Below are 23,551 nucleotides of genomic sequence, written 5' to 3' on the forward strand. Positions count from 1 at the left end.
TGCGAGGAGAAGAGGCATGTGCGCGACCGAGGTCTATGGTCCGGGATTTCTGAATCCGGTTGAAGGCAGCGGCCTGATCCGGTCGTGGATATTTTCCACGGACCACAAGCGGATTGGACTGCTCTATCTGGGATGCATCCTCGCCATGTTTATCGTGGGCGTTATGCTGGGCCTTGCCATCCGGCTGGAGCTTATTGCCCCGGGCGAGACCATCATGGGCCCGCAGACGTACAACGCCGTGTTTACCCTGCATGGCGTGGTGATGATTTTTTTGGTGGTCATCCCCAGCGTGCCCGCGGCTTTCGGCAATATTATTCTGCCCCTGCACCTTGGGGCGGAGGACGTGGCCTTTCCGCGGCTGAACAACTTTTCGTGGTGGCTGTATATCATTGGCGCGGCGTTTGCCATTACTGCGCTGTTTAGCGGCGACGGACCGCCCGACACGGGGTGGACCTTCTATGTGCCGTTTTCCACACAGACCACGACCAATGTGGGCCTTGCCGTAACCGGGGTGTTCATCCTCGGGTTCTCGTCCATTCTGACGGGGCTGAATTTTATCGTCACCATCCACCGCCTGCGCGCACCGGGCATGACGTTCTCGCGCCTGCCGCTGTTTGTGTGGACGCTGTACTCCACGGCGTGGATACAGGTACTGGCAACGCCCATCCTTGGCATTACGCTGCTGCTCATCGCGGCGGAGCGCGTGCTGGGCATGGGCATTTTTGACCCCGCGCGCGGCGGCGACCCCATCCTGTATCAGCACCTGTTTTGGATTTATTCCCATCCGGCGGTGTACATTATGGTGCTGCCCGCCATGGGCGTGGTGTCCGAGATTATCCCGGTCTTCGCGCGCAAGAACATCTTTGGCTACAAGACCATTGCGGTCTCCAGCCTTGCCATTGCCTTTGCCGGGTCGCTGGTGTGGGCGCACCACATGTTTACCAGCGGCATGAGCGACACGGCGGTGCTCATCTTCTCCCTGCTCACCTTTGTGGTGGCTATCCCCTCGGCGGTGAAGGTCTTCAACTGGGTGGCCACCCTGTACAAGGGGGCCATACGGCTGGACCCGCCCATGACCTTTGCCATGTGCTTCATTTTCCTCTTTTCCATCGGCGGGCTGACCGGGCTGGTGCTGGGCAGCGCCGGGACGGACGTGCATGTGCACGACACCTACTTTGTGGTGGGGCACTTCCATTATGTGATCTTTGGCGGCACGGGGTTTGGGCTGTTTGGGGCCATGCATTTTTGGCTGCCCAAAGTTTTTGGCCGTTCCTACAACATGCGGCGGGCCAATATCAGCGCGCTGCTCCTGCTGCTGGGGATGAATGTGCTGTACATGCCCATGCTGGTGCTGGGGATGGAGGGCATGCCGCGGCGCTACTACGACTATCTGCCCCAGTACACGGACATGCACTTTGTCTCCACCATTGGCTCGTGGATTACGGCCGTGGCCTTGGCGCTGATGTTTTGGAACCTGTGGCAGGGCATGCGCCACGGGCCAAAGGTGGGCAAGAATCCCTGGGGCGGCGCCACGCTGGAGTGGACGCTGCCGTCTCCGCCGCCGCATCACAACTTCCCGTCGGTTCCCGTTGTGGACCGCGGACCGTACGACTTCTCGGGGGTAAAGGCTGATGACGCATGACGCCTTGAAGGACTACACCGGCGCGAAGATGGGAATGTGGCTGTTCCTGTTCACGGAGATACTGCTCTTTGGCGGGCTGTTTGTGCTGTTTGCCGTGTATTTGGCGCGCTATCCCGTTGGGTTTCATGCCGGAAGCCTGACGCTGAGCGTGCCCTTTGGCGCGGCGAATACCGTGGTGCTCATCACCAGCAGCCTGACCATGGCGCTGGCCGTGTCCGCCATTCAGTACCATCACATGAAGCGGACCATGCTCTTCCTTGGGCTGACCGTGGCCTTTGCCGGGGTGTTCCTCGTGAACAAGTACTTTGAATGGAGCGCCAAGATCCACCACGGCATCTATCCCGGCTCGGACCTGATGACGGACATGGAGCACGGCAAGGCCGTGTTTTACGCCATGTACTACACCATGACGGGGCTGCATGGCCTGCATGTGATCATCGGCATGTGCGTCATTGGCTGGGTGATGTGGCTGGTGCATGTGGGCAAGGTTACGGGGGACGACTTCGTCACGCTGGAGAATGCCGGGCTGTACTGGCATCTGGTGGACCTTGTGTGGATTTATCTGTTCCCGCTTTTCTATCTTGTCACCTAAGGACGGGAGACGCGCTATGCACTCGGAAAATGGCGATCATCATATCCTGCCGTACCGGCTGCTTGTGGGCGTATGGGCGGCCCTGCTGGTGCTGACCGCCGTCACGGTGGGGGCCGCGGAGATTAATTTTGGTTTTTTGAATGTCGTCATCGCGCTGACCATTGCCACCAGCAAGGCGCTTCTTGTGGTGCTCATCTTCATGCATCTGCGCTACGAGAACAGGACCTTTCATATCATGGTTATCACGGCGTTTGTTATTTTGGCGATATTCATCGGGTTGACGTTCTTCGACACAGCATACAGGTAGGCTGCCATGAATCCGATTGTGGACGCAGCGGCAAAGGTTGATTTTGCCTTCCTCATTATCTTCGTCATTTCCGTGGCCGTACTGGCGCTGGTGACGGGGCTGATGCTTTGGTTCTTATGGCGGTATCACCATACCCGCCATCCCGAGGCCGAAAACGTACGCGAAAGCGTGTGGCTGGAGGTGATGTGGACGCTCATCCCCACCATCCTTGCCCTTGGCATGTTTTGGTTCGGGTGGGACAGCTTCAAGGCCTTGCAGTCCGCGCCCGAGGACGCCCTTGAGGTGCGGGTGGAGGGGCGCATGTGGTCGTGGGCGTTCATTTACGACAACGGCCGCCGCAGCAACGTCCTGTACGTGCCCGTAGACACCCCGGTGAAGCTGACCATGACGTCCACAGACGTGTTGCACAGCTTCTACGTCCCGGCGTTTCGCATCAAGCGCGACACGGTCCCCGGCATGAACACCTACGCGTGGTTTCGGCCCGAAGAGGTCGGGGACTATGACATCCTGTGCGCGGAGTATTGCGGGCTGAAGCACGCCAACATGCTGAGCGTGGTGCGCGTGGTGCCCGAGGACGAATTCGGGGCGTGGTACACGGGCGAAACCGATACCAAGGCCGCGGACAAGGGCAAGGCGCTTCTTGAGGAATACGGGTGCGTCAGTTGCCACTCGCTGGATGGCAGTGACGGCGTTGGCCCAACGCTGAAGAATATCTACGGCACCACGCGGCAGGTGGTGAAGGCCGATGGCACAGAGGCCGAAGTGGTGGCGGACAAGCCGTATCTGCGCCGCGCCCTGCTGGACCCCAATGCCGAGGTGGTCAAGGGCTATCAGGCCATGATGCCCGGCTATGACGGCGTTATTCCCGAGGAGGACCTGCTGGAGATGGTCAACTGGATGGCGAACCAAGGAGCCATGACCATGCCCATGGGCCGCAGTGTGGCCGAGGGCGAGGGGTGCCTGAGTTGCCACTCCACGGACGGTTCCGAAATTGCGGGGCCGACGTTTAAGAATCTGTATGGCAGCACCGTTGCGGTCCTGCGTGATGGTGTGGAGGAGCAGACCACGGCGGACGAAGCCTACCTGCGCGAGGCCATCCTTGAGCCGGAGGCGGTGATTTCCAAGGGCTACCAGCCCATCATGCCGCCCTATGGACACCTGAGCGAGGATGACCTCAGCGCGCTGGTGGACTGGTTGAAAAGCCTGAGCGAGGCGGGCGGATGAGCACGGGCGGCAGGGCCTCGGCATGCATGGCGCTGGCGCGTCCGCGCATCAGCGCTATGGTGGCTGGAGCCGCGCTGTTTGGCTTTTTGCTTGGCTTAGAGAGTGGCGTCCCCCTTGGGGCTGGCCTTGCCGTGTGCGCGGGGTCCTTTGCCCTGTGCGGGGGATGCTCGGCGCTGAATCAGGTGCAGGAGCGCGTGCTGGACGCGCGCATGCGGCGGACTGCGTCGCGTCCTGTGCCTGCTGGCCGCATGTCGCCCCGCCTTGCCACGCTGTGGGCTGCGGCGCTTATGGCGGTTGGCCTTGCGCTATACGCTGCTGCTGGTTTCTTGGGCGCGGGGCCGCGCGGGGCCGGGGCGCTTGTCCTTGCTGGCGCGGGTGTCGTGGCCCTGTACAACGGACTGTATACCCCGCTGAAGCGCATCACGGGCCTTGCCGTGCTGGTGGGCGGCGTCCCCGGCGCCATGCCGCCCTACGTGGGCTGGCTGGCGGCTGGCGGCGCGCCTGATGCGCCGGGAATCCTCGCGGTGTGTGTGGTGGTGTATCTGTGGCAGGTGCCGCATTTTTGGATGCTGGCGGAACTGCACCATGAGGACTACGTGGCGGCGCGGCTGCCTTTGCCGCCTGTGCGCCTGCCCGTGGCCGTGTACCGTCCGCTGATGTATTTATGGGTGGTGGCGTACTTTACCACCGCATTGACGCTGCCGGTTTTTGTGGGCGCGCCGGAGGCTGCGCCGTGGATGCTGGGCATCTGCGCCGTGACCGGGGCTGGAGTTGGGCTGTGCGGCGTGTGGGGACGCTCCCGCCGCGCCATGGCTTGGCTGAATGCGTCCATGCCGCTCATTTTCGCGGCGCTGCTGTTAGGCCTGTAGACCACGCTGAACGCAAAGGGGGAACTATGCTTTGGGTGCATCCCATCGTGCAATTCCTGTGCACGCTTCTGGCCGTGTATGTGCTGGTGCTGGGCATCAAGCGCTTTATGATGTCGCACCTCAAAAAGCGCACGCGGTTCGACTGGAAGCGGCATGTGTTCTGGGGGCGGGTTGTCATCATCGTCTGGTTTGTCGCCTTTGTGTGGGGCGCGGGCATGACGCGCTACAGGTGGGGGACCTCTGACCTGACGGGCACACACTTTGTGGTGGGGCTCATCATGCTGCCGCTTCTTGTGACCGGCTACTTTACGGGTGAGGTGCTGGACAGAAAGCGCAAGCGCCGCACAGTGCTCCCCCTTGTCCATGGCGCGAACAACGCCCTGCTGCTGGCGCTGGCTATTTGGCAGATTTTCACCGGCATATGGGTGATTCGGATGTTTCTGCTGACGGGTTGAGTGGTGCCTGTCGGTGGAACGAAAAGCGGGCCGCTTTCCGAGAGGAAGGCGGCCCGCTTGAATGTGTATGCTCTGGCGCGGCGCTAAATCTGCATCACCAGCGGCATGACCACGGGGTCGCGGTCGATGACGCGACGGAAGAAGCGGCGCAGGGAGGAGCGGATGCGCTCCTTGAGCTTGCCCGTTTCGCCGGGGGGGATGTTCTCGAAGATGTCCAGCACGATGCATTTGGCGTCTTCCAGCAGGTGGCTGTACTGCTGCTCGAACACAAAGCCCTTGGACGAGATGTCTGGGCCGACAAGGATTTCGCCGGTTTCATCGTCCACCACAAGGGTGACGATGACCATGCCCTCGCCACCGAGAAGCTGGCGCTCCTTCAGCACGGTCTGGCCCACGTCGCCGACGCCTTTGCCGTCCACCAGAATCTGGTCCACGGGCACGCTGTCTTCCAGACGGATGCCGCCGTCAGCCAGCAGGGTGAGCGGGTCGCCGTTTTCCAGCACAAGGGCGCGCTCCGGGGCAACGCCGCATTCGCGCGCAAGGCGGGAGTGCTTGACCAGATGGCGGTATTCGCCGTGCACGGGCACAAAGAATTTGGGCCGCACGGTCTCCAGCATGATTTTCAGTTCCTCGCGGTGGGCGTGGCCCGATGCGTGGATGCCCTGCACGCGCTCGTACAGCACCTCGGCGCCGAGGCGGTAGAGGTTGTTGATGACCTTGGTGATGGCGCGCACGTTGCCGGGGATGAAGCGCGAGGACATGAGCACAAGGTCGCCCTCGCGGATGGAGAGCTGCCGGTGCTCGCCCGAGGCAATGCGCGACAGCGACGCCAGCGGCTCGCCCTGCGAACCCGTCACCAGCAGAACGATTTCCGAATCCGGATAGGAGGGGATGTCCTCCATGTCGATGATGGTGTCGCTTTTCACGCGCAGGTAGTCCAGCTCGCGCGCAAGGTCGATGTTGCGCAGCAGGCTGCGGCCGTTGACGGCCACCTTGCGCCCGAACTGGGCGGCAAGGTCAAAGACTTCCTGCATGCGCTGGATGTGGCTGGAGAAGAGCGTGACGATGATGCGGCCGTCGTGCCCGTCAAAAATGTCGTGCAGGGAGCTTTTGATTTCGCGCTCGGTAAGGGCGAAGCCGTCGCGTTCCACGTTGGTGGAGTCGGACAGCATCAGCTGCACCTGTCCCTCGTCGGCAAAGTGCTTAAAGCCGTCAAGGTCCGTGGCCACGCCGCCAAGGGGATTGCGGTCAATCTTAAAGTCGCCGGTGTGGACGATGCGTCCGGCCGGGGACTCGATGCCCATGCCGAATCCGCCCACGATGGAGTGGCACACGGGGAAGAACGTGACGCCAAAGTCGCCAAGCGTGATGCGGTCGTGCCCGTTGACGGTGCGCAGGTCCGCGTCGTCCAGCAGGTTATGCTCGCGCAGTTTGCTCTGCACCAAGGCGATGGTGAATTCCGAGCCGAACACCGGGGCATGGACATTCTGGAGCAGCCACGGCAGCGCGCCGATGTGGTCCTCGTGTCCGTGGGTCAGGATGATGCCTTTGAGGCGGTCTTTGTTCTGAATGAGGTAGTCGAACCGGGGGATGACCACGTCGATGCCGAAGAGGTAGTCCTCCGGAAACATCAGGCCGCAGTCGATGAGGATCATGGAGTCGCCCGTCTCCATGACCATACAGTTCATGCCAATCTCGCCCAGACCGCCAAGCGGGGTCAGGGTGACGTGTTGTTCAGCCATTATGCTGCTCCATGTAGGCCGCGTTCATGGCGCGGTACAGGTCGTCCTTGAAGAGTTCGCGCTCTTTGAGCGTGTAGCGCCCCTGTGTGGTGATTGGGGGCAGAGCCTTGACCCGGATGGTGCGGTTCTCGCCGAAGCGGATGCGGTTTTTGGGCAGGGTCTCGCCGGATCCGGTGATAACGAGCGGGACCACCGGAAGTCCCGTTTTGAGCGCGATAATCATGCCGCCGACCTTGAAGGGCTGCAGCGAGGAAAAGTCCGAGGCGCGTGTGCCTTCGGGAAAGATGACAATGTTCTGCCCGGCGCGGACTTCCTCCACCGCTTTCTCCACGCTTTTCATGGCGCGGCGGCGGTTGGTCCGGTCGATGGGAATGGTCCCGGCGTTGCGCATGGCGTTGCCGAACAGGGGGATGTCAAAAAGCGACTGCTTGGCCACAAAGCCGATGCACCAGTGGCGAAGCGATGTGTACAAAAGCGGAATGTCCAGCTGACTTTGGTGGTTGGCCATAAAGATATAGTTCTGGCTTGGGTCCAGATTCCCCAGGTCCGCCTCCACGCGGATGCCGGCAAAGCGCACGGCGCAGGCGCTCCAGAATTGGGCGCACCAGCGGGCGGTCTTGGGGATGGTAATGGCCAAAATGGTAAGCACTGCCGTCAGCGGCAGGTAGGTGGAATAAAAGAATATGGTTCTAAGCATGTTGTGGTGCGATGTCCTTGTTATCGTGTCCGGGCGCCTGCAAACATGACCCCGGCGGGGGCAATGTACTGGAAATACGGACGACAAACAAGGCGCAGATTGTCTGCCTTCGCTGTCCCCGAGCCGACACTCGGGCGCTGAAAAATCGGCGTAATACCGGCCATAGGACGAAAAACGCCGCCCCTGCGCATGCAGGGGCGGCTGTGGTGACAGGAATGTGTGGCGCGGGGCGCACGGGCCGCCAGCGCGGTGGTGGCGGGGCTTTGCCCCGACGGAAGAGGGATGCGCCCTAGGCATGGGCGGGTTCTGCGGCCTTGGCCACAACTTTGTCCACCACCTGCGGCGGCGCTTCCTCGTAGTGGTCAAACTCCATGGTAAACGTGCCCTGACCGCCCGTCATGGAGCGCAGGTCGGGCGCGTACTGGAGCACTTCCTCCATGGGGACATGGGCGCGGATTTCCGTGACGCCGCCCTGTGAGTCGGACCCAAGGACCTTGCCGCGGCGGCTGGACAGGTCGCCAATGACGTCGCCCATAAAATCGTCGGGCACAAAGACGGAGACGAGGACCACAGGCTCCAGCAAAATGGGCTTGGCTTGCTCCGCCGCCTTTTTGAAGGCGAGGGAACCGGCAATCTTGAATGCCATTTCCGAGGAGTCCACGGAGTGGTACGAGCCGTCGTAGAGGTGCACCTTGAAGTCCACCACCGGGTACCCAGCCAGCACGCCGCGCGCGGCGGCCTCCTGAATGCCCTTGTCCACAGCGGGGATGTACTGGCGCGGAATGGCGCCGCCGACGATTTCGTCAACAAATTCATAGCCTTCGCCGCGCTGCATGGGCTCCAGCCTGATGAGGCAGTCGCCAAACTGGCCGCGTCCGCCGGACTGCTTTTTGTGGCGGCCCTGTACGTCGGCCTTGCCCTTGAAGGTTTCACGGTAGGGCACCTTGGGCGTTTTGAGCAGGATATTGGTCTTGAAGCGGCGCTTGGCGCGCTCTACGGCGATTTCAATGTGCAGCTGGCCCATGCCGGAGAGCAGGATGTCGCCGGTTTCCGCATCACGCGTGAGCTTGAGGCAGAAGTCCTCCTCCAGCAGCTTGTGCACGGCGGAGTAGACCTTGTCCTCCTCGCCCTTTTCCTCGGGGGCGAGGGCGTAGGAGATGAGCGCCGGGGGCAGCGCCGGGGCGGCAAAGGTGAACTGGGCCTTTTCGTCGCACAGGGTGTTGCCGGTGTGCACGTTTTTGAGCTTGGCCACGGCCACAATGGCGCCGGGACCGGCCTCGCCCTTGAGGGGCTTTTGGGTTTTGCCCTCAACCTGCAGCAGATGGCCGATGCGTTCCTTGTCGCCGGTGCTGGTGTTGAGCACCTGTGTGTCGCCGGAAAGGGTGCCGGAGAGGATGCGCATGACGGAGAGCTGTCCGGCAAAGGGATCGGCAATGGTCTTGAAGACAAAGGCGGAGAAGGGGGCGTCCGGGCTGGACTCGCGCTGCTCGCCGTCTTCACCGGGCCAAGGGGAGCGTTCCAGGGGAGAGGGGAACAGGTCTTGCGTCAGGTTCAACAGCATGTTGCTGCCGCGGTTTTGCAGGGCGGAGCCGCAGGCCACGGGGGTCAGCTCGCCGGAGCGGACGCCCTTGCGCAGGCCGGTGGCGATGTCGTCGTCGGAGAGCTCGCCTTCCTCAAGGTATTTTTCCATGAGCTCTTCATCGCTCTCGGCGATGTTTTCGATCATGGTTTCGCGCAGGGTTTCAACGTCGGAGGCGATGTCGCCGGGGACGGCTGTTTCGGTAAAGGAGCCGTCTTCGTTGTAGATATAGGCCGTGTTCGCCAGAATGTCCGCGACGCCGCGGAAGTCTTCCTGCTGGCCGATGGGCATGTACAGCAAAACGGGCTTGGTATCGAGCATGGAGGAGATGCTGTCGAAGGCCATGTCAAAGTCGGCGCGGTCGCGGTCCATCTTGTTGATGAAGATGATGGCGGGGAGGCCAGCCTTGCGGACTTCGCCCCACAGGCGTTTGGTCAGGGGCTTTGCGCCGTCTACGGCATCGATGGTGAAGATGACGCCGTCCGCAGCGGTGAGGAGGTAGGCGATGTCGCCGACGAAGTTGTTGTCGCCGGGAGTGTCGATGAGAAAGTGTGTGTTCTTGTTCCACTCGTACGAGGCAAAGCCCGGCTGAATGGACCCACGGCGTTTGATTTCCTCGGGTTCGGTATCGAGGACGGTGGTGCCTTCCTCTATCCTGCCGAGTCGGTTGATGACGCCGGTCTGGAGCAGCAGCATTTCGGCGACCGAGGTCTTTCCGCAGCCGCCGTGTCCTACAAGTGCGTAGGTCCGTTGGGTCTTGAGCGCATCCGACATTGGTCTCTCCCTTGGCTGTGTATTAATTCCGGGTGACCGCAGCGCTAGAGCGCACCGCTGAACCCGGAAACAGGTCCGCGGATAAGAAATTTCAATGAGTTAAAGCTATACGAAGCTCCCTTCAACGTTGTCAAGCGGCGAAATGCATACTCGCGCAGGTGTTGGCCCCAGCTTGTGCGTGGCGCGCAGGCCCCGGCGCGTGCGCTAAAGCGCAGGAGTGCCAGAGTGGCGGCAGGTTGCGACGGGGCGCTGGGGCGGCCGCGGCGCGGCGCAGAATGTTGGGGCGGGGCGGGCGTGCGGCGGAGTTTTCTGCCCACACAGTGGACAATTCCGCGCCTTTTGTGGGATTCAATAAGAAGGAAGTTCCGTCATTTTGGCGGGACTGCTGGGGCGTCTGGCATAAAGCGCGACGGGCGGGTCTGATTCGTCTTTTTCTGAGTTGCGGTATGCGTCCCGCCATCAAGCCGGGGTCTGTTCATGCAGAGTAGGCGATTTTTCCAGATGATTCTGGTTGTGCTGCTATGCCTTGCGGGGCATGGGGCCAGAGCCAACGGCCTTGTGACGCCCCTCACCGAGGAGGAGCGCGACTGGCTGTGGAAAAACGCCGCGGACGTCGTCTTTGTCTACGACCAGCAATTCCCGCCGTTTGAATTCTCCGACGAGGAGGGCCGCTTTTCCGGGCTTGGCGCGGACTACCTGCACCTTGTGGAGGAGAAGCTGGGCGTCAAGTTTTCGTATAAGACCCACCCGGACTGGAACACCGTTCTCAATATGCTCCGTACCGGCGAGGGCGACGCCATCACCGCGCTGACTATTACCAAGGACCGCGAGGATTATCTTATATACACCAACTCCTATGTGGAGGTGCCGTGTGTACTGCTGGTGCGCAGTGATGACCAATCCACATCAACGCTGGAGGACCTTAGCGGCAGGCGGGTGGCCGTGGTCAACGGCTACGCGACCCATACCTTCCTCAAAAATAGCTACGCCTCGCGCTTTGAAATCGTCCCTGTTCCCACGGCGCAGGCCGGGCTGCGCGACCTCGCCTTTGAGGTGGTGGACGCTTTTGTGGTGAACCTTGGGCTTGCGGCCTACTACATCGAAAAGGACGCCCTCTCGAACATTCGGGTGGCCGGGGACGCCGTGTATACCTACCGTTTCAGCTTTGCCGTGCGCAAGGACCTGCCCATCCTGCGCGACATTCTGCAAAAGGGGCTGGACAGCATCACTGAGGAGGAAGCACAGGCTCTGCGCGACAAGTGGTACAACATGGATGGGGACCGCAAGCACACCTTGTTCCTTTTGCGTATTGGCGGGCTGACCCTGCTGGCCGCGCTGGCTATTATTGTTGTCTTTTACGCCGTGAACAGGACGCTGAAGAAGCGCGTGCGCGAGCGGACCGAGGCCCTTGAATTCGAGCTGGAGGAAAAGGAACGCATCGCCGAGGAGTTGCGCCTGAGTCAGGAGCGGTACGCGCTGGTTGTCCAGGGGGCCAACGACGGCATCTGGGACTGGGACGTGGCGTCGGATTCCATCTATTTTTCCCCGCGCTGGAAGAGCATCATCGGCTATGCCGACCACGAGATAGACAACGAGGTGCGCGAGTGGATGGAGCGCATCCATCCGGATGACAAAGACATGGTCCTGCGCGTCAACCGCGAGTGCCGCGACGGCGTGCGTAGCCAGTTCGAGATTGAATACCGCCTGCGGCACAGGGACGGCAGTTACCGCTGGATTTTGGGCCGGGGCACGGGCGTGCGTGATGACTCGGGCCGCGCTTACCGTATGGCCGGAACCCACTCGGACATCACGGGCCGCAAGCGCGCCACCAACGAGTTGGCGAGGTCCAACCGGCTGCTGCGGGCGGTGCTGCACCAAGCGCCCTTTGCCATTGTCATCGCGCAGGGCAATGCCAAGTCGTGGATTATTACGGCATCCAACAAGGAGGCCGAGCGCCTGCTGGGCATCAACGAGGAGGCCGTGGGCACCACGGGCATGGTGGACGGCGAATTTGTCAATGCCGAGACCATCCGCTTCCGCGCCTACGACTTAGACGGCTGGGAGTTGCCGCGCCATAAATTGCCGTTGGCGATGGCGATGACGCAGGAAAAAGTGTTGAGCGGGATGGAGATGGTGGTGGTGCACACCTCGGGCGAGGAATACACCGTGCTGGTCAACGCCGTACCCGTGCATGACGAGCAGGGCGAGGTGGTCGCAGGCATTGCTATCTTTTTGGACATTACCGACCGCAAGCGCGCCGAGGAGGAGCGCAGGCGGCTGCGCAATATGCTCCAGTCCATCATTGACTCCATGCCGTCGGTGCTGGTGGCCCTTGATGGCGAGGGCCGCGTGACGCAGTGGAATACCGAGGCCGAGCATATGACGGGCCTGAGTTTTGACGACGCCGAAGGCCGCGCCCTGAGTGACGTCATGCCCGAACTTGCCGGAGAGACGGCGCTTGTTGAGGCGGCACTGGCCGAGCGCAAGCCGCAGGTTTCGCCACGGCGGGCGCATATGATGGGTGAGGGCGCCATGCGCTACGAGGACCTGACCGTGTATCCGCTGGTGTTTGAGGGATTCGAGGGGGCGGTTGTGCGCATAGACGACGTGACGGAACGGGCGCGCATTGAGGAAATGATGATTCAGGCGGAGAAGATGCTGTCCGTTGGAGGGCTGGCCGCTGGCATGGCGCACGAAATCAACAACCCGCTGGGCATCATTATGCAGTGTGCGGAGAGCATCTCCCGGCGTGTGTCGCCCGAGCTTTCCGCAAACACCAAGGCTGCGGGCGAGATTGGCATCGACCTTGGGCAAATGCGGCAATACATGGATGAGCGCGGCATTTCCGGGTATATTGATGGCATCAGGGATGCCGGAAGCCGCGCCGCAAAGATTGTGCAGAATATGTTGAACTTTAGCCGCAGCAGCGAGTCGCGCATTCAGGCCTGCGATCTGAATACCCTGCTCGACTCAACCATTGAACTGGCGGCCAACGACTACGACCTTAAAAAGAAGTTCGACTTCCGGCAGATTGAGATAGAGCGGCACTATGCCGCGAATCTGCCGCACACGCTGTGCAGTTCCACGGAGATTGAGCAGGTGTTTTTGAATCTGCTCAAAAATGCCGCGCAGGCCATGGCCGAGGCGGACCCGCCGCCCGAGACGCCGCGCATTACCATCCGCACGGCGCTGCAGCGCGCGGAGATACTCATAGAATTGACGGACAATGGTCCCGGCATGCCAGAGCATGTGCGCAAGCGCGTGTTTGAACCGTTCTTCACCACAAAGTCCGTGGGCACCGGGACGGGCCTTGGGCTGTCCGTGTCGTATTTTATCATATGCACCAATCATGGCGGCCAGTTTGACGTGGAGTCGGCACCCGGCAAGGGCGCCAAGTTCACCATCCGGCTGCCGGTGAGGGAGGCCTCCGCATGAGCCGAGAAGAACCCGTCATACTTGTGATCGACGATGAAGAGTTCATCAGAGGCACACTGGTGGACTTCTTCGAGGACTGTGGATTTGAGGTCCATGCCGCCGGAAGCGGTGAGGAAGGGCTGGAGGTGCTGCGCCGCATCGGCCCGGACCTAGTCACCGTGGACATGCGCCTGCCGGGGATGGACGGCAACGACTTTATCATGAAGGCCAAAGCCGAAGCGCCGGACCTGATGGTGCTTATTTTTACCGGGTCCGCGGATTACGTGCTGCCGCAGGCGCTACGCGACATGGGCCTGACGCCGCGCCACGTGTTCAGCAAGCCCGTGCGGTCCATGGAGGCCCTTGTGGACGCGCTGGACGACCTCTACGGCGTGAAGGTTGAGTGGTAGGATGAAACGGCGGCGGGCCGGATACCCATGGGTATCCGGCCCGCCGTGCGTGCGAGTATGTCGGCTCTGGCTTACTGCCAGAGGTCCAGTTCCTCGGAAATGAGCTTATCCGCGATAAGGCGGCCGTTTGGCGAGTAGGTGCCGTTTTGGACCTGCTCCTTCAAGCGGGCGACTTTGTCCTCGCGCGTGTCTGGGGCTTCCGCCGCGACCTCGCGCGCTGTGGAGAGCAGGCGGGCGTCTCCGCTGACGGAGACGGCGTCCCGTGCTTCACCCGACGAATTTTTGACATCGGGCGAAAGCTCTTCACGTTCGCGGTCTTGCTGGATCTTCAGCTGATCGTAGGGAGTCCTTCCCGGACCGATACCCTTGATATCCACGATGTTCCCTCCCTTGAGCCTGGGCTGGTGCCTGCGGCTCCATCTCTAAAATATGCACCGGAGACCGGAGTGTCAAATGGCTCTGGCGGTGTCTGGTGGCTGCGGTGAATTCTGTGTTGAATCCTGCTGTAGATGAAATGCAGTTTTCATGCCTGAACAGATGTCAGCTCCGGTGCGTGGCAAGGGACAGCGCGGCGGTGCGGGGGAATCAGCCCCCAACCGAGGGGATGAGCTCTCCCTTGGAGTTGTACACGGGCGACGCTTCAATGGCGATAAGCCGTGAGGCCATGCCCGGGTCCGCGTACACTTCGCGCTGCAGCTTTGCCTTTTGGATGTCCTTCATGGAATTGGCAAGGGACTTCTGACGGTCCGCCGAAAGGACTTCCCAACCATTGGTCGATGCGTTTGAGATGCTTGATATGGCCATGTCGAAACCTCCATGTTTCGGGTATGGCATTCGCGACCATGCCGTCCGGTTGCTGTTACAGTCTCTATCGGCCGGGTGTGCAAAAAACTTTAGCAAAGACTGTGGCGTATGGATTGTGGGAAATATCAGGCACTCTCGGATGGTGTGCGCAGCTTGGGGCAACTGTTTTGCAAAAGACATATGGAGCATCCGCCCTGCCACGGCATGGGAGTGACCAGCGCGTAGCGCCGCTCAAGAGTCGTTTCCGATGTCCAGACAAGGCCAAAGCGGTCCGAAACCGCCGCCAGCTCCGGATTCGGCGCAGGGACCGGGGCGCAGCCGTGCTGCGCAATTTGCGGCACCAACTGCGCCGTGGCCGCCATCAGCAGGTTCAGCGCCAGCACATGCAGCAGAAAGGACGCGCGCGGCTCCGTGCTCCAGCAGCCATCAATTTCGTCCTCCACCGCTTTGTCCAGCCACGCCAGCAGGCGCGTGCCGCCGCCGGTGCGCACCGCGCACGCCGTAAGGCGCTCGGTCCAGCGGTCCCACGTGGCCGCAAGGCGCTGGGTTTCCGCCTCGCTCAGCGCAGGGGCCTCGGCAAGCTCGCAAAAGCGGGCGGGGTCAAAGGGCGGGCGGGGTGTAAAACGGGTGGAGCCGGGGGCCATACTTCTTTCTCCTCAAGCGCGCCGCTTTTGCGGCACGGGTGGATGTGTCATAAAGAAACTGCAGGCGCAGACCAGCGTCCGGCCGCGGCCCATCCTACGCCAGAATGCGGTCACCGTCAGCCCTTGGGGTGGACTTTGCGCCGCGCCGGGGGCATCATAGGAGTGTCTGGCCGCAGCCATCGTCAGGGCGGCGCGCGGCCATCCCCAGCACCGTGAGGCCCATATGCTTATTTTGTACGATTCCCAGCACGCACAAGCCTTCCGGCGGATGTTTCGCCGGTTGCCGCCCTATACGCTGTATAATTTGAAGGAGTCGCGCGCGGCCGAGATGGCCCAGCGCGAAGCCGCCCGCGCCGCAGGCTTTGCCCAGCGGACGCAGATGGGCGTCGCCCCTTCCGACCGCATGGGCATGCACCCCACCATGACCCTCGACCCCGCCGCAAACAGCCGCTTTTCCGGAAGCGAGGTGCTCCCCGAGGTGAACACCGGGCGCATCATGGTTGCCCAGTCCTAAGCCCCCACCACCGTCCATCTCTCGTTCATGAAAAAACGCCACCCGGTTCTCCCGTGGTGGCGTTTCGTTGTTGTGATGCGCTTTAGATGCCAGTAATTTTAATGGCTCCTCCGTCCCGGAGCGACGGCTTGGCCTTATGTAGCGCCTTGCGGAGCATGCGCGCTTCGTACAATTCAGGATTGATGGACAGGCTTTCCTTGAGGAGCTTCATCGCCTGATCAAATTCCTCCGCCTCAAAGTGCGCGCGGGCAATGTTGAAGAGCAGGTGGTCGTCCTCGCCCGTCAGCTCCTGCGCGCGCTTGTAGTAGCGGATGCACTCCTTGAACATGCCGTTGCGCCGCAGCCGGATGCCAAACTCGTTGAACAGGTGCTTGTGCTGCTCCGTAAAGGCCGCATCCAGCGTGACCAGCTTGTCCAGCACTGCCTGCGCCTTTTTGTTCTCGCCTCGTTCGAGGTACGTCAGCCCAATGCCGAAGTTGGCGCGGATGTGGTCCTCGTCAATCTCCAGCGCATTGGTGTACTGAAATTCCGCGCTATACAACTCGCCCTTTTCCCGGTGCTCGTCCCCTTCGTCCACGGTTTGCTCAAGCTGGCGCATGCGCGGGGCCGTGTGCGTCATGTACAGGTCCGGCTCCGGTGAATACTTCTCCAGCACGGTCTCTGGGGAGATGGGCTTGGTGCTGCCCGTTGGGATAAGGTTCTTGTTGACCGGCCGGATGGTCGTCTTGCCGTCGGCGTCGCGCTCAACAAACCACAGCGTTTTGCTGATCTTGCGCTTTTTGGTCGCGCCAAAGCCAACAGTGTTCGACTTCCTCTCCGAAAAAATCCCCGCGAACGGGGTGGGGAGGGTCTTAAAAGAGGCATCCGTGGCAAGTGGTTCTGTCATGGGCAATGCGCTTTGTTTATATGTCGTCGCCGTGGTCGAAGAGGCGGTGGACGTGGTATGCTTTCCTCAACATATTGATGGAACCACCCGCGAGAATAAAGACCCTAGAACCTTTGGTAGGGGCGGATATTCGCGATTATCGCACCAAGGGTCCGTTTTTCTCGACGAAGCGTGTGCACGCTTTCGATCAAGGAGTTGCCGTGTGTTTGCAGTGATTTGCAGCGCAAGAAAAAAGCGCCGTCTGGTCGACTTTTTCCGGAACCGTTTGATTGCCTTGGCAGTTCTTTTCACCCTTTTTTCGCCCGTCTGCGTCAATGCAGGCTATCTGGGCGGCGTGGATGCGAAGGCGCTTCAGGATATCGTGGATGATTCCACAGGCCGCGTTGTGGTGTTGTCCTTTTGGGCTACGTGGTGCCCGCCCTGTGTTCGCGAGATGCCGGACTTTATGGCCCTGCGGCGCAGCGTCCCCGATGACGAGATGCGCCTCATCGGCATTTCTCTCGATTTCGACGAAGATTCCCTCAAGACGTATGTGGATGAGAATAAGGTCAATTTTCCCATTTATCGTTCTACACCGGGCCTTGCGAAGCATTTTGAGGTGGAAGGCGTTCCGAAACTCATGGTATGGGATGCACAAGGGACCCTGCGCGTCGACCACGTAGGGTATGTGCCCGGAGACGTGCTGCGCGCCCTCGTCATGCAGTTTCTCCCCGAGCACACCGGCGACGGCCCCCAGTCCAAGGAGGAAATGAATCCGGGGAGTTGACTATGCGTCTGCTATGTCTCACCGTATTGGTAACGGCATTCGTCAGCATGCCCATTGCATCAGCGCATGCTGGCAAGCCGCAGGCCTTCGCCGCCTTCGTCACAGGCGGCAGTGTCGCCCGCGCCACGGCCGTTGTGGTTCGTCAGGCCCTGCCCGGGCTGCGCGCCGAGGTGTACGCCAGCAAAGTCGGTGAGCATGTCGTCCATTACCTGTACGTCAGCCACCCAGAGCTTGAGTACGAAGATATTTGCCGCCGCCTCGGCGGTGCCAGCTGCCCCGCACTGCGGAAAGCCGGACCACAGGCGACAAGCGCAAGGCGTAAAGGCCCTGTCCTTGAGGAACCCAACAAGGAGAAGCCAATGACAAAACAGTTTTCCTTCGTGAAGTACGAAAACGAGGTGCTGCCGGAGTACAGAAACAAGCTCAGCCTCGCGGAAACCGCAGAGGACGTGCGGACCTGCTTCGGATACACCGTCCGCGAGCTGTTCGCCAAAGCCCTGAACGGTGAAGAACTCGTGGACGAAGACGACATCATCCTCGAAGCGGAAAACGAAAAGGGGTACGAAATAAGCGAAAAAGTGCGCAACAACGAGACCGTCGCCGTCCTTTGGGAAGGCTCAGACCTCAAGCGCGTTATGAAAAACATCGCCGACTCCGCGCACAAGCGCATCATGCGCATCGACAAACACCCCGAAAAGACCGACGCCAAGATCCGCAACTAAGCCAAACACTGCACCAACATTACAACGCCCCGCCAACGCGGGGCGTTTTTTTATGGACGGCAGGAGGATACTGGGCGTTGGCGCTGTGCCGTTGTGGTGGGGGGCGCTGTGGCGTTGTGGTGGAGAGGGCGGCAGGGCTTTTTGTGCTCCGCAGGTTTAAGGGCCGTGGGCCCTTAAAAATCCCATGTGCGCACAGACCGGGTGCTCTTGGATGGGGCGGTCGTCACCCCTGACGGCTCCCGTCCGTGTGGGTGTTTTGGGAGGGCGCTGTGGTGTTGTGGTGGAGAGGACGGCTGGTTTTTTTGTGCTCCGCAGGTTTAAGGGCCGTGAGCCCTTAAAAATCCCGTGTGCGCACAGGCCGGGTGCTCTTGGATGGGGCGGTCGTCACCCCTGACGGCTCCCGTCCGTGTTTATGGGGAGAGATTTTTTTGGGGGCGTTGGTGGTGCGTGAAGAACAAAGAGAAGGCAGAAGACCCCGCCCACCCACCCTTATTTTTCGGGCGGCTTCCGCCCGAAAAATCCTGGGGATTCTCAAGGGTATCATACCCTTGAGCCGCCGGAGGCACTGCCTTTCTTTCTTTCTTTCTTTCTTCTAAACGGTCTCGCTCACGTGCAGCACGTCATTTTTACGGCGAAGTTTGGTGGTGATGTCGTTTGGTCCGGTGGTTTTGAGGAGGTAGCGCAGGTGTCCGAGGTTGGCGTCGATGGCGTTTTGATACGGGTCGTGGTCGAGGCCGAAGCGGTGGAGGAAGTGCAGTCGCATGAACCGGGTGACGGCGCCTAGGTCGTGGTCGAGGCGTGGCCGGACGACGTTGTGGTAGAAGGGCGCGGTTTTTTGGAACAGGTCGCGCTGGGTGACGTAGCCGGGGATGCGGGCTTCCTGAAATTCCTTGAAGAGGAGCGGCAGTTTTTCGAGGTACTTACGGTCGGCGAGTTGGGCGATGAGGTCGGCTGCTCCAACGATGAGGCCGGCGTCTTTGGCGTCTGGTGTTGGGAAGGCAATGTCTGCTGGTGTAAGGGCGAGGCGTGTGCAGTCGATGGCGCTGGCGATGGCGTCGCAGGTGTGGGCGGGGACGGCGTGTGTGGCGAGAAGGCTGCGCATGATGGCGATGGAGCGGTCCTCGTGCCCGATGGTGTGCTTTGCGCCGGTGCCGCTGGTGTCGGTTTCGTCCTGCAGCATGCCGGAGTCGTGGAAATAGGCGGCGACGACGGCGACTGTGAACAGATTGGCGGACACGGTGCGTGTGGTGCTGATGCCGTGCACAAGGCGCGCGGAGGCGAGCACGACGGAGAGGGTGTGCTCCAAGTCGTGGTAGGGCGCGGTGCTTTTGCGGTAGCCGGGCATATCGCCGCGGAACAGGCGCAGAATCGCGGCGTGGGTGTCCGTGATAATGCTGGGAAGATGCCCGAGGCCGCAGTCGGCGTGCAGGCGCTTGACTTCACGCAGAATGGTGGCGGTATCCGGTGCAATGGTGCTGTTACTCAGGGCCGGAGCGGTGTGCGTGTCAGTGGTCTGGGGCATGATTCTTCCAGTTCGGACGGAGGAATGAACGATGGCGGCGCTGCTGGGAGCGCCGCGGCTTCTGGCCTGAAAAACCGCCCGGAAGGCAGGTTTGTCATGTAGGTTATCCTATATCGATTGTGAATGCAAAAGGTCTTATGTGGTGGGCGTTGCGGGGGATTTTGGTGGCGCAGAAAGGGCCGCCCGCCGTGGTGGCGGGCGGGGGTTATTCGGGGAAAATGGGCGGGACGAGATGCGTGGCGGTGAGGGCCTGCTTCATGTCGTCCAGCGCTTGCGGAAGAGATATGATGAAGGCGCGAATTTCGTCCCGGACGCGGGCGTAGTGGGCGAGGGCTTCGGCTTCTGTTGCGGCGTTTTGGGCGAGCTGAGGCGGGTCGTCAAACCCGCGGTGCACAACGGTGGCCCGTCCGGGAAAGCGGGGGCATGTCTCCTTGGCGTTGCCGCAGAGGGTGATGACGTAGTCAAAATTGAGGTCCGGGAGTACCTCAAGGGTTTTGGAGGACTGCCCGGAAATATCCACTCCGGCGTCGGCCATGGCGCGGACGGCAAGGGGATTGAGGCCGTGCTTGACGATGCCTGCGCTTTGGGCGTGGATGACCGGGGCCTTGAGGTGCCGGGCAAAGCCCTCGGCCATCTGGCTGCGGCAGGAGTTGCCGGTGCAGAGGAACAAAATGCGTATGGGAAATGGTGGAACGTTCATGGGCAGGAGGGTACAGAGGCCGTGTTACGGCTTTGTGACGGGGCGGCCTTGCAAATGGAGGGAAGCTGTGCAAGCTAGGGCAAGCACACTGTGTGAGGAATCCGGAATAAGGAAGACCTGAGACATGTTTGAGATTTTTGCAGTTGCTGTAGCGCTGGCCATGGACGCCTTTGCGGTGTCCGTTGCGGCGGGGGCGGGGATGAGCACCCGGTCGTGGCGGCCTGTGGCGCGCCTTGCGTGGCACTTTGGCCTGTTTCAGGCGATGATGCCTGTTGCCGGGTGGTGGATGGGCCTTTCCGTGCGCGCGTTTGTGGAGAATTGGGCGCATTGGTGCGCCTTTGGCCTGTTGTTCCTTATTGGCGCGCATATGTTTGTGGAGGCCTTGAAGGACGAGTGCGAATGCACGGACACCGACCCGACGCGCGGGCTGTCGCTGGTGATGCTCTCTGTCGCCACCAGTATTGATGCGTTGGCGGTGGGCGCCAGTTATTCGTTGATGGGCCGTCCTATCCTGTTGCCTGCAGTGATTATTGGTGTGGTGGCGTTTGTGTTTACTGCCGCTGGCGTATGGGGCGGCCGCCTCCTTGGGCAGTCGTGCTGCCTTGGGCGCTACGCCGGTATGGTCGGCGGCGTCACCCTGATGGGCATTGGCGTGAACATCCTGCGCGAGCACGGAGTCTTCTCGGCTTTGCTGTAGCCCGCCTTTTCTTTCTTCTCCCGATTTTTGTCTTTCCCCTCTACTCCCGGCGTGGTGTTTGAGGTATGCTAGGAAGTGTGTCCGCACTGACCGGTCCTGTCTTTGCGTGAAGCGTACTGGGAGGCATACCCGTTGAGGCCCCGCGACGAATCGATTCTGGAACACGCCGCTATTCCTGCCATGATTGTGAGTGGCGAGGGCATTGTCCTGTGGGCAAATGCCGTCGCGCGGGAGCAGTACGGCCTGCGCGAGGACGACCCGGATGGCCTTGCCGGGTTTGGCGACGCCATTGTTCCGTATCCTGCCGAAGCGCTGAGCCATGTGTGGAAGAGCGGAGCCTTTGCCGTGGAGGCCCAGCACACGGTGGACTCGCGGGTCTACAACGTGGAGCTTGCCGTTTCTCCTGCCAAGTGGGGGGAGAAAAAGGCCATGCTGTGCCTGGTGCATGATATTTCCGTCCGCAAGCAGGTAGAGGCCACACTTATTGAAAGTGAGCGCCGCTGCCGCGCCATTATTGACAACGCGCAGGAAGGCGTCTTCCGCCTCGCCCCGCATGGGCGGGTGCTCCGGGCCAATCCAGCCCTTGCGCGGATTCTTGGTTTGCCATCCCCACTCAAGGTCATGGAACTGCCTGGGCTGTCGGCGATGTTCGTCCGGCCCGAGGAGTTTGACAAATTCATCGCCGCCTTGGCGCTTGATGGGGTGGTGAGCGATTATCAGTGCCAGATGCAGCGCGCGGACGGGACGCGCATTCTGGTGTCCATGGACGCGCGGGGGCTTGAGGATTCCGAGGGGCGATTCTTCTGCGCGGAGGGCTTCCTGCGGGATATCACGGAGATGGACGCCGCCGTGCGGGGGCTTGAGTACCGCATGAAGCTGGAGGCGCTGGTCTCGCAGTTGACGCGGCGCTTTGTCAGCGACAGGGGCAGCGATATCAACGCCGTCATCCGCGACGCGCTGCAACAGATTGGTGAGTTTGCGCAGGTGGACCGGTGCTGCGTGTTTCGGCTGACGCAGGATGAGCGGCACATGGTGCAGTCGTACACGTGGCGCGAAAAGCAGACCACGAAGTGCCCGGCATCCGCGCGGGACGTGGCGCTGTCCGTGATTCCGTGGTGGGTCGACACGCTTAAGGCGGGGACGCGGGTGGTGCTGGCCTCGCTGGATGATGTGCCGCAGCAGGCGCGGGGCGAACGCAAATGGCTGGAAAAACGGCAGGTGAGCGCCCTTGCCGCTGTACCGATGTTTACCGGAGGCAAATGGGTTGGCTGCATGACCTTTGAGCGGCTGACGGGCGGCGTGTTGTGGTCGGAGGGCGATTTGCGGCTGTACGAGGCCTTAGCGGACGTCATCAGTAGCGCGCAGGAGAGCCGCCGGGTGGCCGAGCAGTTGGCGCGCAGCGAGGAACGCAACCGTACTCTTGTGGAAAACATGCAGGAGGGGCTGATTATTACGGATGCGGAGCTTCGCATTACCTATGTGAACCGCCGCGTGTGCGAGATGCTGGGCAAGGCGCGGCCCGAGGTGCTGGGCGAAACGGTTTTGGAATTTTTGGATGAGGCGAATCGCGAAAAGATGCTGGAGGAGCACGAAAAACGCCAGATGGGCAGCTCCGAGAGCTTTGAGCTGACCTGGGTTGGGCCAGAGGGGCGCGAGGTGTTCTCCCTTGTGTCGCCAACGCCGCTGTTTACGGAGGAGGCGGAATTTGAGGGTGCGTTTGCCGTGGTTATGGACGTGACGGAGCGCAAAAAGCTGGAGAGCCAACTCCTGCAGGCGCAGAAGCTGGAGTCCATCGGTCAGTTGGCTGCGGGCATCGCGCATGAAATCAACACCCCGGCGCAGTATGTGAGCGACAATTTGCGCTTTGTTAAGGACGCGTTTGACGACGTCATTGGCGTGCTGTCGGCGTGCCGCGCGGCGTCCAGCACATGCACCAGCGGCACGGAACAGGAACGGGCGCAGGCCGCGGGCAAGATGATTGAAACCATGGAAGAGGCGGACGTGGACTACCTGCTGGAGGAAGTGCCCGCCGCCATTGACCAGACGCTGGACGGTGTGGACCGCATCGCCGTCATTGTGCAGTCCATGAAGAAGTTCGCCCACCCCGGCGAAAGCGGCAAGGTGGGCACGGATTTAAACGACGCCCTGCGCAATACCATTACCGTTGCCAGCAACGAGTGGAAGCAGGTGGCGGATGTGGAATACAACCTTGATGACGCCCTGCCGCCGGTGACCTGTTACGCGGCGGAGCTGAATCAGGCGTTTTTAAATTTTGTGGTGAACGCCGCTCAGGCCATAGAGGCCAAGGTGGGCGCCACCGGAGAGCGGGGGACGATATATGTGTCCTCGGCGCAGGCGGATGGCGGCGTGGAACTGCGTTTTCGCGATACGGGCACCGGCATGCCGGAAGATGTGCGCAAGCGGGTGTTTGATCCCTTCTTTACCACCAAGGAGGTAGGCAAAGGCACGGGGCAAGGGCTGGCCATGGCACACGGCATTATTGTGGAGAAGCACGGGGGCAGGCTCTCCGTGGAAAGCGAGGAGGGCCAAGGTGCGGAATTCATCATCTGGCTCCCTTTGGATGCGTAGAC

Annotated in this window: 23 protein-coding genes; 13 read left to right on the plus strand and 10 right to left on the minus strand. The window is 61.2% G+C overall.

Going from position 1 to position 23,551, the window contains the following annotated elements:
- The first annotated feature begins 16 nt into the window (after positions 1–16).
- The 6 genes from ctaD to ACYQ2T_RS02775 are packed head-to-tail and all read left to right on the plus strand — an operon-like array spanning position 17 to position 5,089.
- On the plus strand, positions 17–1,642 hold the full coding sequence (gene ctaD, locus ACYQ2T_RS02750) for a cytochrome c oxidase subunit I (RefSeq protein WP_459898252.1): 1,626 nt from the start codon (positions 17–19) through the stop codon (positions 1,640–1,642).
- Positions 1,632–2,234, plus strand: a complete 603-nt coding sequence (locus ACYQ2T_RS02755; protein WP_459898254.1) for a cytochrome c oxidase subunit 3 family protein — start codon at positions 1,632–1,634, stop codon at positions 2,232–2,234. Before ctaD ends, ACYQ2T_RS02755 begins: the two co-directional genes overlap by 11 nt.
- 16 nt (positions 2,235–2,250) lie before the next feature.
- Positions 2,251–2,541, plus strand: coding sequence for a cytochrome C oxidase subunit IV family protein (locus tag ACYQ2T_RS02760; protein WP_459898255.1), 291 nt, complete (start codon positions 2,251–2,253; stop codon positions 2,539–2,541).
- A gap of 6 nt (positions 2,542–2,547) precedes the next feature.
- The gene (gene coxB, locus ACYQ2T_RS02765; protein WP_459898257.1) at positions 2,548–3,765 is read left to right on the plus strand and encodes a cytochrome c oxidase subunit II; all 1,218 of its coding nucleotides are present in this window, start codon (positions 2,548–2,550) and stop codon (positions 3,763–3,765) included.
- Positions 3,762–4,634 carry a protoheme IX farnesyltransferase gene (locus ACYQ2T_RS02770; protein ID WP_459898259.1) on the plus strand — a complete coding sequence of 291 codons (873 nt, stop codon included), beginning with the start codon at positions 3,762–3,764 and terminating at the stop codon, positions 4,632–4,634. The genes coxB and ACYQ2T_RS02770 overlap by 4 nt, the downstream gene beginning before the upstream one ends.
- A 26-nt stretch (positions 4,635–4,660) precedes the next feature.
- On the plus strand, positions 4,661–5,089 hold the full coding sequence (locus tag ACYQ2T_RS02775; RefSeq protein ID WP_459898261.1) for a DUF4079 family protein: 429 nt from the start codon (positions 4,661–4,663) through the stop codon (positions 5,087–5,089).
- An 83-nt stretch (positions 5,090–5,172) separates the two neighbouring features.
- Here ACYQ2T_RS02775 and ACYQ2T_RS02780 read toward each other — a convergent pair whose 3' ends face one another.
- The 3 genes from ACYQ2T_RS02780 to fusA all read right to left on the minus strand — a co-directional run bounded on the left by ACYQ2T_RS02780 (position 5,173) and on the right by fusA (position 9,881).
- The gene (locus tag ACYQ2T_RS02780) at positions 5,173–6,831 is read right to left on the minus strand and encodes a ribonuclease J (RefSeq protein WP_459898263.1); all 1,659 of its coding nucleotides are present in this window, start codon (positions 6,829–6,831) and stop codon (positions 5,173–5,175) included.
- The gene (locus ACYQ2T_RS02785) at positions 6,824–7,528 is read right to left on the minus strand and encodes a lysophospholipid acyltransferase family protein (protein WP_404845998.1); all 705 of its coding nucleotides are present in this window, start codon (positions 7,526–7,528) and stop codon (positions 6,824–6,826) included. The genes ACYQ2T_RS02780 and ACYQ2T_RS02785 overlap by 8 nt, the downstream gene beginning before the upstream one ends.
- Before the next feature lie 289 nt (positions 7,529–7,817).
- On the minus strand, positions 7,818–9,881 hold the full coding sequence (gene fusA / locus ACYQ2T_RS02790) for an elongation factor G (RefSeq protein ID WP_459898265.1): 2,064 nt from the start codon (positions 9,879–9,881) through the stop codon (positions 7,818–7,820).
- Between the two features lie 477 nt (positions 9,882–10,358).
- Between fusA and ACYQ2T_RS02795 the strand changes: the two genes are divergently transcribed.
- Positions 10,359–13,316: a PAS domain S-box protein gene (locus tag ACYQ2T_RS02795; RefSeq protein ID WP_459898267.1), complete on the plus strand. Its 2,958-nt coding sequence runs from the start codon at positions 10,359–10,361 to the stop codon at positions 13,314–13,316.
- Positions 13,313–13,705 (plus strand): response regulator, encoded by a 393-nt coding sequence (locus tag ACYQ2T_RS02800; RefSeq protein ID WP_459898268.1) that lies wholly within the window; start codon positions 13,313–13,315, stop codon positions 13,703–13,705. Before ACYQ2T_RS02795 ends, ACYQ2T_RS02800 begins: the two co-directional genes overlap by 4 nt.
- Positions 13,706–13,776: 71 nt before the next feature.
- On the opposite strand, the gene flgM is transcribed toward ACYQ2T_RS02800, so the two are convergent.
- From flgM to ACYQ2T_RS02815, 3 genes are all read right to left on the minus strand, one after another.
- Positions 13,777–14,082: a flagellar biosynthesis anti-sigma factor FlgM gene (gene flgM, locus ACYQ2T_RS02805; RefSeq protein ID WP_404845994.1), complete on the minus strand. Its 306-nt coding sequence runs from the start codon at positions 14,080–14,082 to the stop codon at positions 13,777–13,779.
- A 208-nt stretch (positions 14,083–14,290) separates the two neighbouring features.
- Positions 14,291–14,509, minus strand: coding sequence for a hypothetical protein (locus tag ACYQ2T_RS02810; RefSeq protein WP_459898270.1), 219 nt, complete (start codon positions 14,507–14,509; stop codon positions 14,291–14,293).
- 125 nt (positions 14,510–14,634) lie between these two features.
- The gene (locus ACYQ2T_RS02815; RefSeq protein WP_459898272.1) at positions 14,635–15,153 is read right to left on the minus strand and encodes a hypothetical protein; all 519 of its coding nucleotides are present in this window, start codon (positions 15,151–15,153) and stop codon (positions 14,635–14,637) included.
- A gap of 223 nt (positions 15,154–15,376) precedes the next feature.
- On the opposite strand from ACYQ2T_RS02815, the gene ACYQ2T_RS02820 reads away from it, so the two are divergent.
- On the plus strand, positions 15,377–15,667 hold the full coding sequence (locus tag ACYQ2T_RS02820) for a hypothetical protein (RefSeq protein ID WP_459898273.1): 291 nt from the start codon (positions 15,377–15,379) through the stop codon (positions 15,665–15,667).
- Between the two features lie 82 nt (positions 15,668–15,749).
- Here ACYQ2T_RS02820 and ACYQ2T_RS02825 read toward each other — a convergent pair whose 3' ends face one another.
- Positions 15,750–16,553 carry a tetratricopeptide repeat protein gene (locus ACYQ2T_RS02825; protein ID WP_459898274.1) on the minus strand — a complete coding sequence of 268 codons (804 nt, stop codon included), beginning with the start codon at positions 16,551–16,553 and terminating at the stop codon, positions 15,750–15,752.
- Here ACYQ2T_RS02825 and ACYQ2T_RS02830 point away from each other — a divergent pair.
- Positions 16,552–17,319 carry a TlpA family protein disulfide reductase gene (locus ACYQ2T_RS02830; RefSeq protein ID WP_459898276.1) on the plus strand — a complete coding sequence of 256 codons (768 nt, stop codon included), beginning with the start codon at positions 16,552–16,554 and terminating at the stop codon, positions 17,317–17,319. The two genes, ACYQ2T_RS02825 and ACYQ2T_RS02830, sit on opposite strands and share 2 nt — an antisense overlap.
- A 59-nt stretch (positions 17,320–17,378) precedes the next feature.
- Here ACYQ2T_RS02830 and ACYQ2T_RS02835 read toward each other — a convergent pair whose 3' ends face one another.
- On the minus strand, positions 17,379–17,525 hold the full coding sequence (locus ACYQ2T_RS02835; RefSeq protein ID WP_459898278.1) for a hypothetical protein: 147 nt from the start codon (positions 17,523–17,525) through the stop codon (positions 17,379–17,381).
- Between the two features lie 153 nt (positions 17,526–17,678).
- Here ACYQ2T_RS02835 and ACYQ2T_RS02840 point away from each other — a divergent pair, with 153 nt between their 5' ends.
- A complete protein-coding gene (locus tag ACYQ2T_RS02840; protein ID WP_459898280.1) occupies positions 17,679–18,041 on the plus strand; it encodes a hypothetical protein in 363 nt (120 codons plus the stop codon).
- A gap of 592 nt (positions 18,042–18,633) precedes the next feature.
- Here the strand turns inward: ACYQ2T_RS02840 and ACYQ2T_RS02845 are convergent.
- Together ACYQ2T_RS02845 and ACYQ2T_RS02850 are read right to left on the minus strand one after the other, a co-directional pair.
- Positions 18,634–19,563, minus strand: a complete 930-nt coding sequence (locus tag ACYQ2T_RS02845) for a hypothetical protein (protein ID WP_459898281.1) — start codon at positions 19,561–19,563, stop codon at positions 18,634–18,636.
- 205 nt (positions 19,564–19,768) lie between these two features.
- The gene (locus ACYQ2T_RS02850) at positions 19,769–20,263 is read right to left on the minus strand and encodes an arsenate reductase ArsC (protein ID WP_459898283.1); all 495 of its coding nucleotides are present in this window, start codon (positions 20,261–20,263) and stop codon (positions 19,769–19,771) included.
- Positions 20,264–20,387: 124 nt separating this feature from the next.
- Between ACYQ2T_RS02850 and ACYQ2T_RS02855 the strand changes: the two genes are divergently transcribed.
- Positions 20,388–20,960, plus strand: a complete 573-nt coding sequence (locus ACYQ2T_RS02855; protein WP_459898285.1) for a manganese efflux pump MntP — start codon at positions 20,388–20,390, stop codon at positions 20,958–20,960.
- A 132-nt stretch (positions 20,961–21,092) separates the two neighbouring features.
- Positions 21,093–23,549, plus strand: a complete 2,457-nt coding sequence (locus ACYQ2T_RS02860) for a PAS domain S-box protein (protein WP_459898286.1) — start codon at positions 21,093–21,095, stop codon at positions 23,547–23,549.
- Positions 23,550–23,551: the final 2 nt, after the last annotated feature.

The organism is Desulfobaculum senezii (assembly GCF_054657395.1).

Coding starts and splice junctions, on each gene's coding strand:
- ACYQ2T_RS02845 (WP_459898281.1), bottom strand. CDS start 19,563: ATGCCCCAGACCACTGACACGCACACCGCTCCGGCCCTGAGTAACAGC.
- ACYQ2T_RS02795 (WP_459898267.1), top strand. CDS start 10,359: ATGCAGAGTAGGCGATTTTTCCAGATGATTCTGGTTGTGCTGCTATGC.
- ACYQ2T_RS02835 (WP_459898278.1), bottom strand. CDS start 17,525: ATGGACGACATGCTCACCGACTTTGCTGGCGTACACCTCGGCGCGCAG.
- ACYQ2T_RS02830 (WP_459898276.1), top strand. CDS start 16,552: ATGGGCAATGCGCTTTGTTTATATGTCGTCGCCGTGGTCGAAGAGGCG.
- ACYQ2T_RS02820 (WP_459898273.1), top strand. CDS start 15,377: ATGCTTATTTTGTACGATTCCCAGCACGCACAAGCCTTCCGGCGGATG.
- ctaD (WP_459898252.1), top strand. CDS start 17: ATGTGCGCGACCGAGGTCTATGGTCCGGGATTTCTGAATCCGGTTGAA.
- ACYQ2T_RS02825 (WP_459898274.1), bottom strand. CDS start 16,553: ATGACAGAACCACTTGCCACGGATGCCTCTTTTAAGACCCTCCCCACC.
- ACYQ2T_RS02780 (WP_459898263.1), bottom strand. CDS start 6,831: ATGGCTGAACAACACGTCACCCTGACCCCGCTTGGCGGTCTGGGCGAG.
- ACYQ2T_RS02855 (WP_459898285.1), top strand. CDS start 20,388: ATGTTTGAGATTTTTGCAGTTGCTGTAGCGCTGGCCATGGACGCCTTT.
- ACYQ2T_RS02850 (WP_459898283.1), bottom strand. CDS start 20,263: ATGAACGTTCCACCATTTCCCATACGCATTTTGTTCCTCTGCACCGGC.
- ACYQ2T_RS02755 (WP_459898254.1), top strand. CDS start 1,632: ATGACGCATGACGCCTTGAAGGACTACACCGGCGCGAAGATGGGAATG.
- ACYQ2T_RS02760 (WP_459898255.1), top strand. CDS start 2,251: ATGCACTCGGAAAATGGCGATCATCATATCCTGCCGTACCGGCTGCTT.
- ACYQ2T_RS02815 (WP_459898272.1), bottom strand. CDS start 15,153: ATGGCCCCCGGCTCCACCCGTTTTACACCCCGCCCGCCCTTTGACCCC.
- ACYQ2T_RS02785 (WP_404845998.1), bottom strand. CDS start 7,528: ATGCTTAGAACCATATTCTTTTATTCCACCTACCTGCCGCTGACGGCA.
- ACYQ2T_RS02840 (WP_459898280.1), top strand. CDS start 17,679: ATGACAAAACAGTTTTCCTTCGTGAAGTACGAAAACGAGGTGCTGCCG.
- ACYQ2T_RS02810 (WP_459898270.1), bottom strand. CDS start 14,509: ATGGCCATATCAAGCATCTCAAACGCATCGACCAATGGTTGGGAAGTC.
- coxB (WP_459898257.1), top strand. CDS start 2,548: ATGAATCCGATTGTGGACGCAGCGGCAAAGGTTGATTTTGCCTTCCTC.
- ACYQ2T_RS02770 (WP_459898259.1), top strand. CDS start 3,762: ATGAGCACGGGCGGCAGGGCCTCGGCATGCATGGCGCTGGCGCGTCCG.
- ACYQ2T_RS02800 (WP_459898268.1), top strand. CDS start 13,313: ATGAGCCGAGAAGAACCCGTCATACTTGTGATCGACGATGAAGAGTTC.
- fusA (WP_459898265.1), bottom strand. CDS start 9,881: ATGTCGGATGCGCTCAAGACCCAACGGACCTACGCACTTGTAGGACAC.
- ACYQ2T_RS02775 (WP_459898261.1), top strand. CDS start 4,661: ATGCTTTGGGTGCATCCCATCGTGCAATTCCTGTGCACGCTTCTGGCC.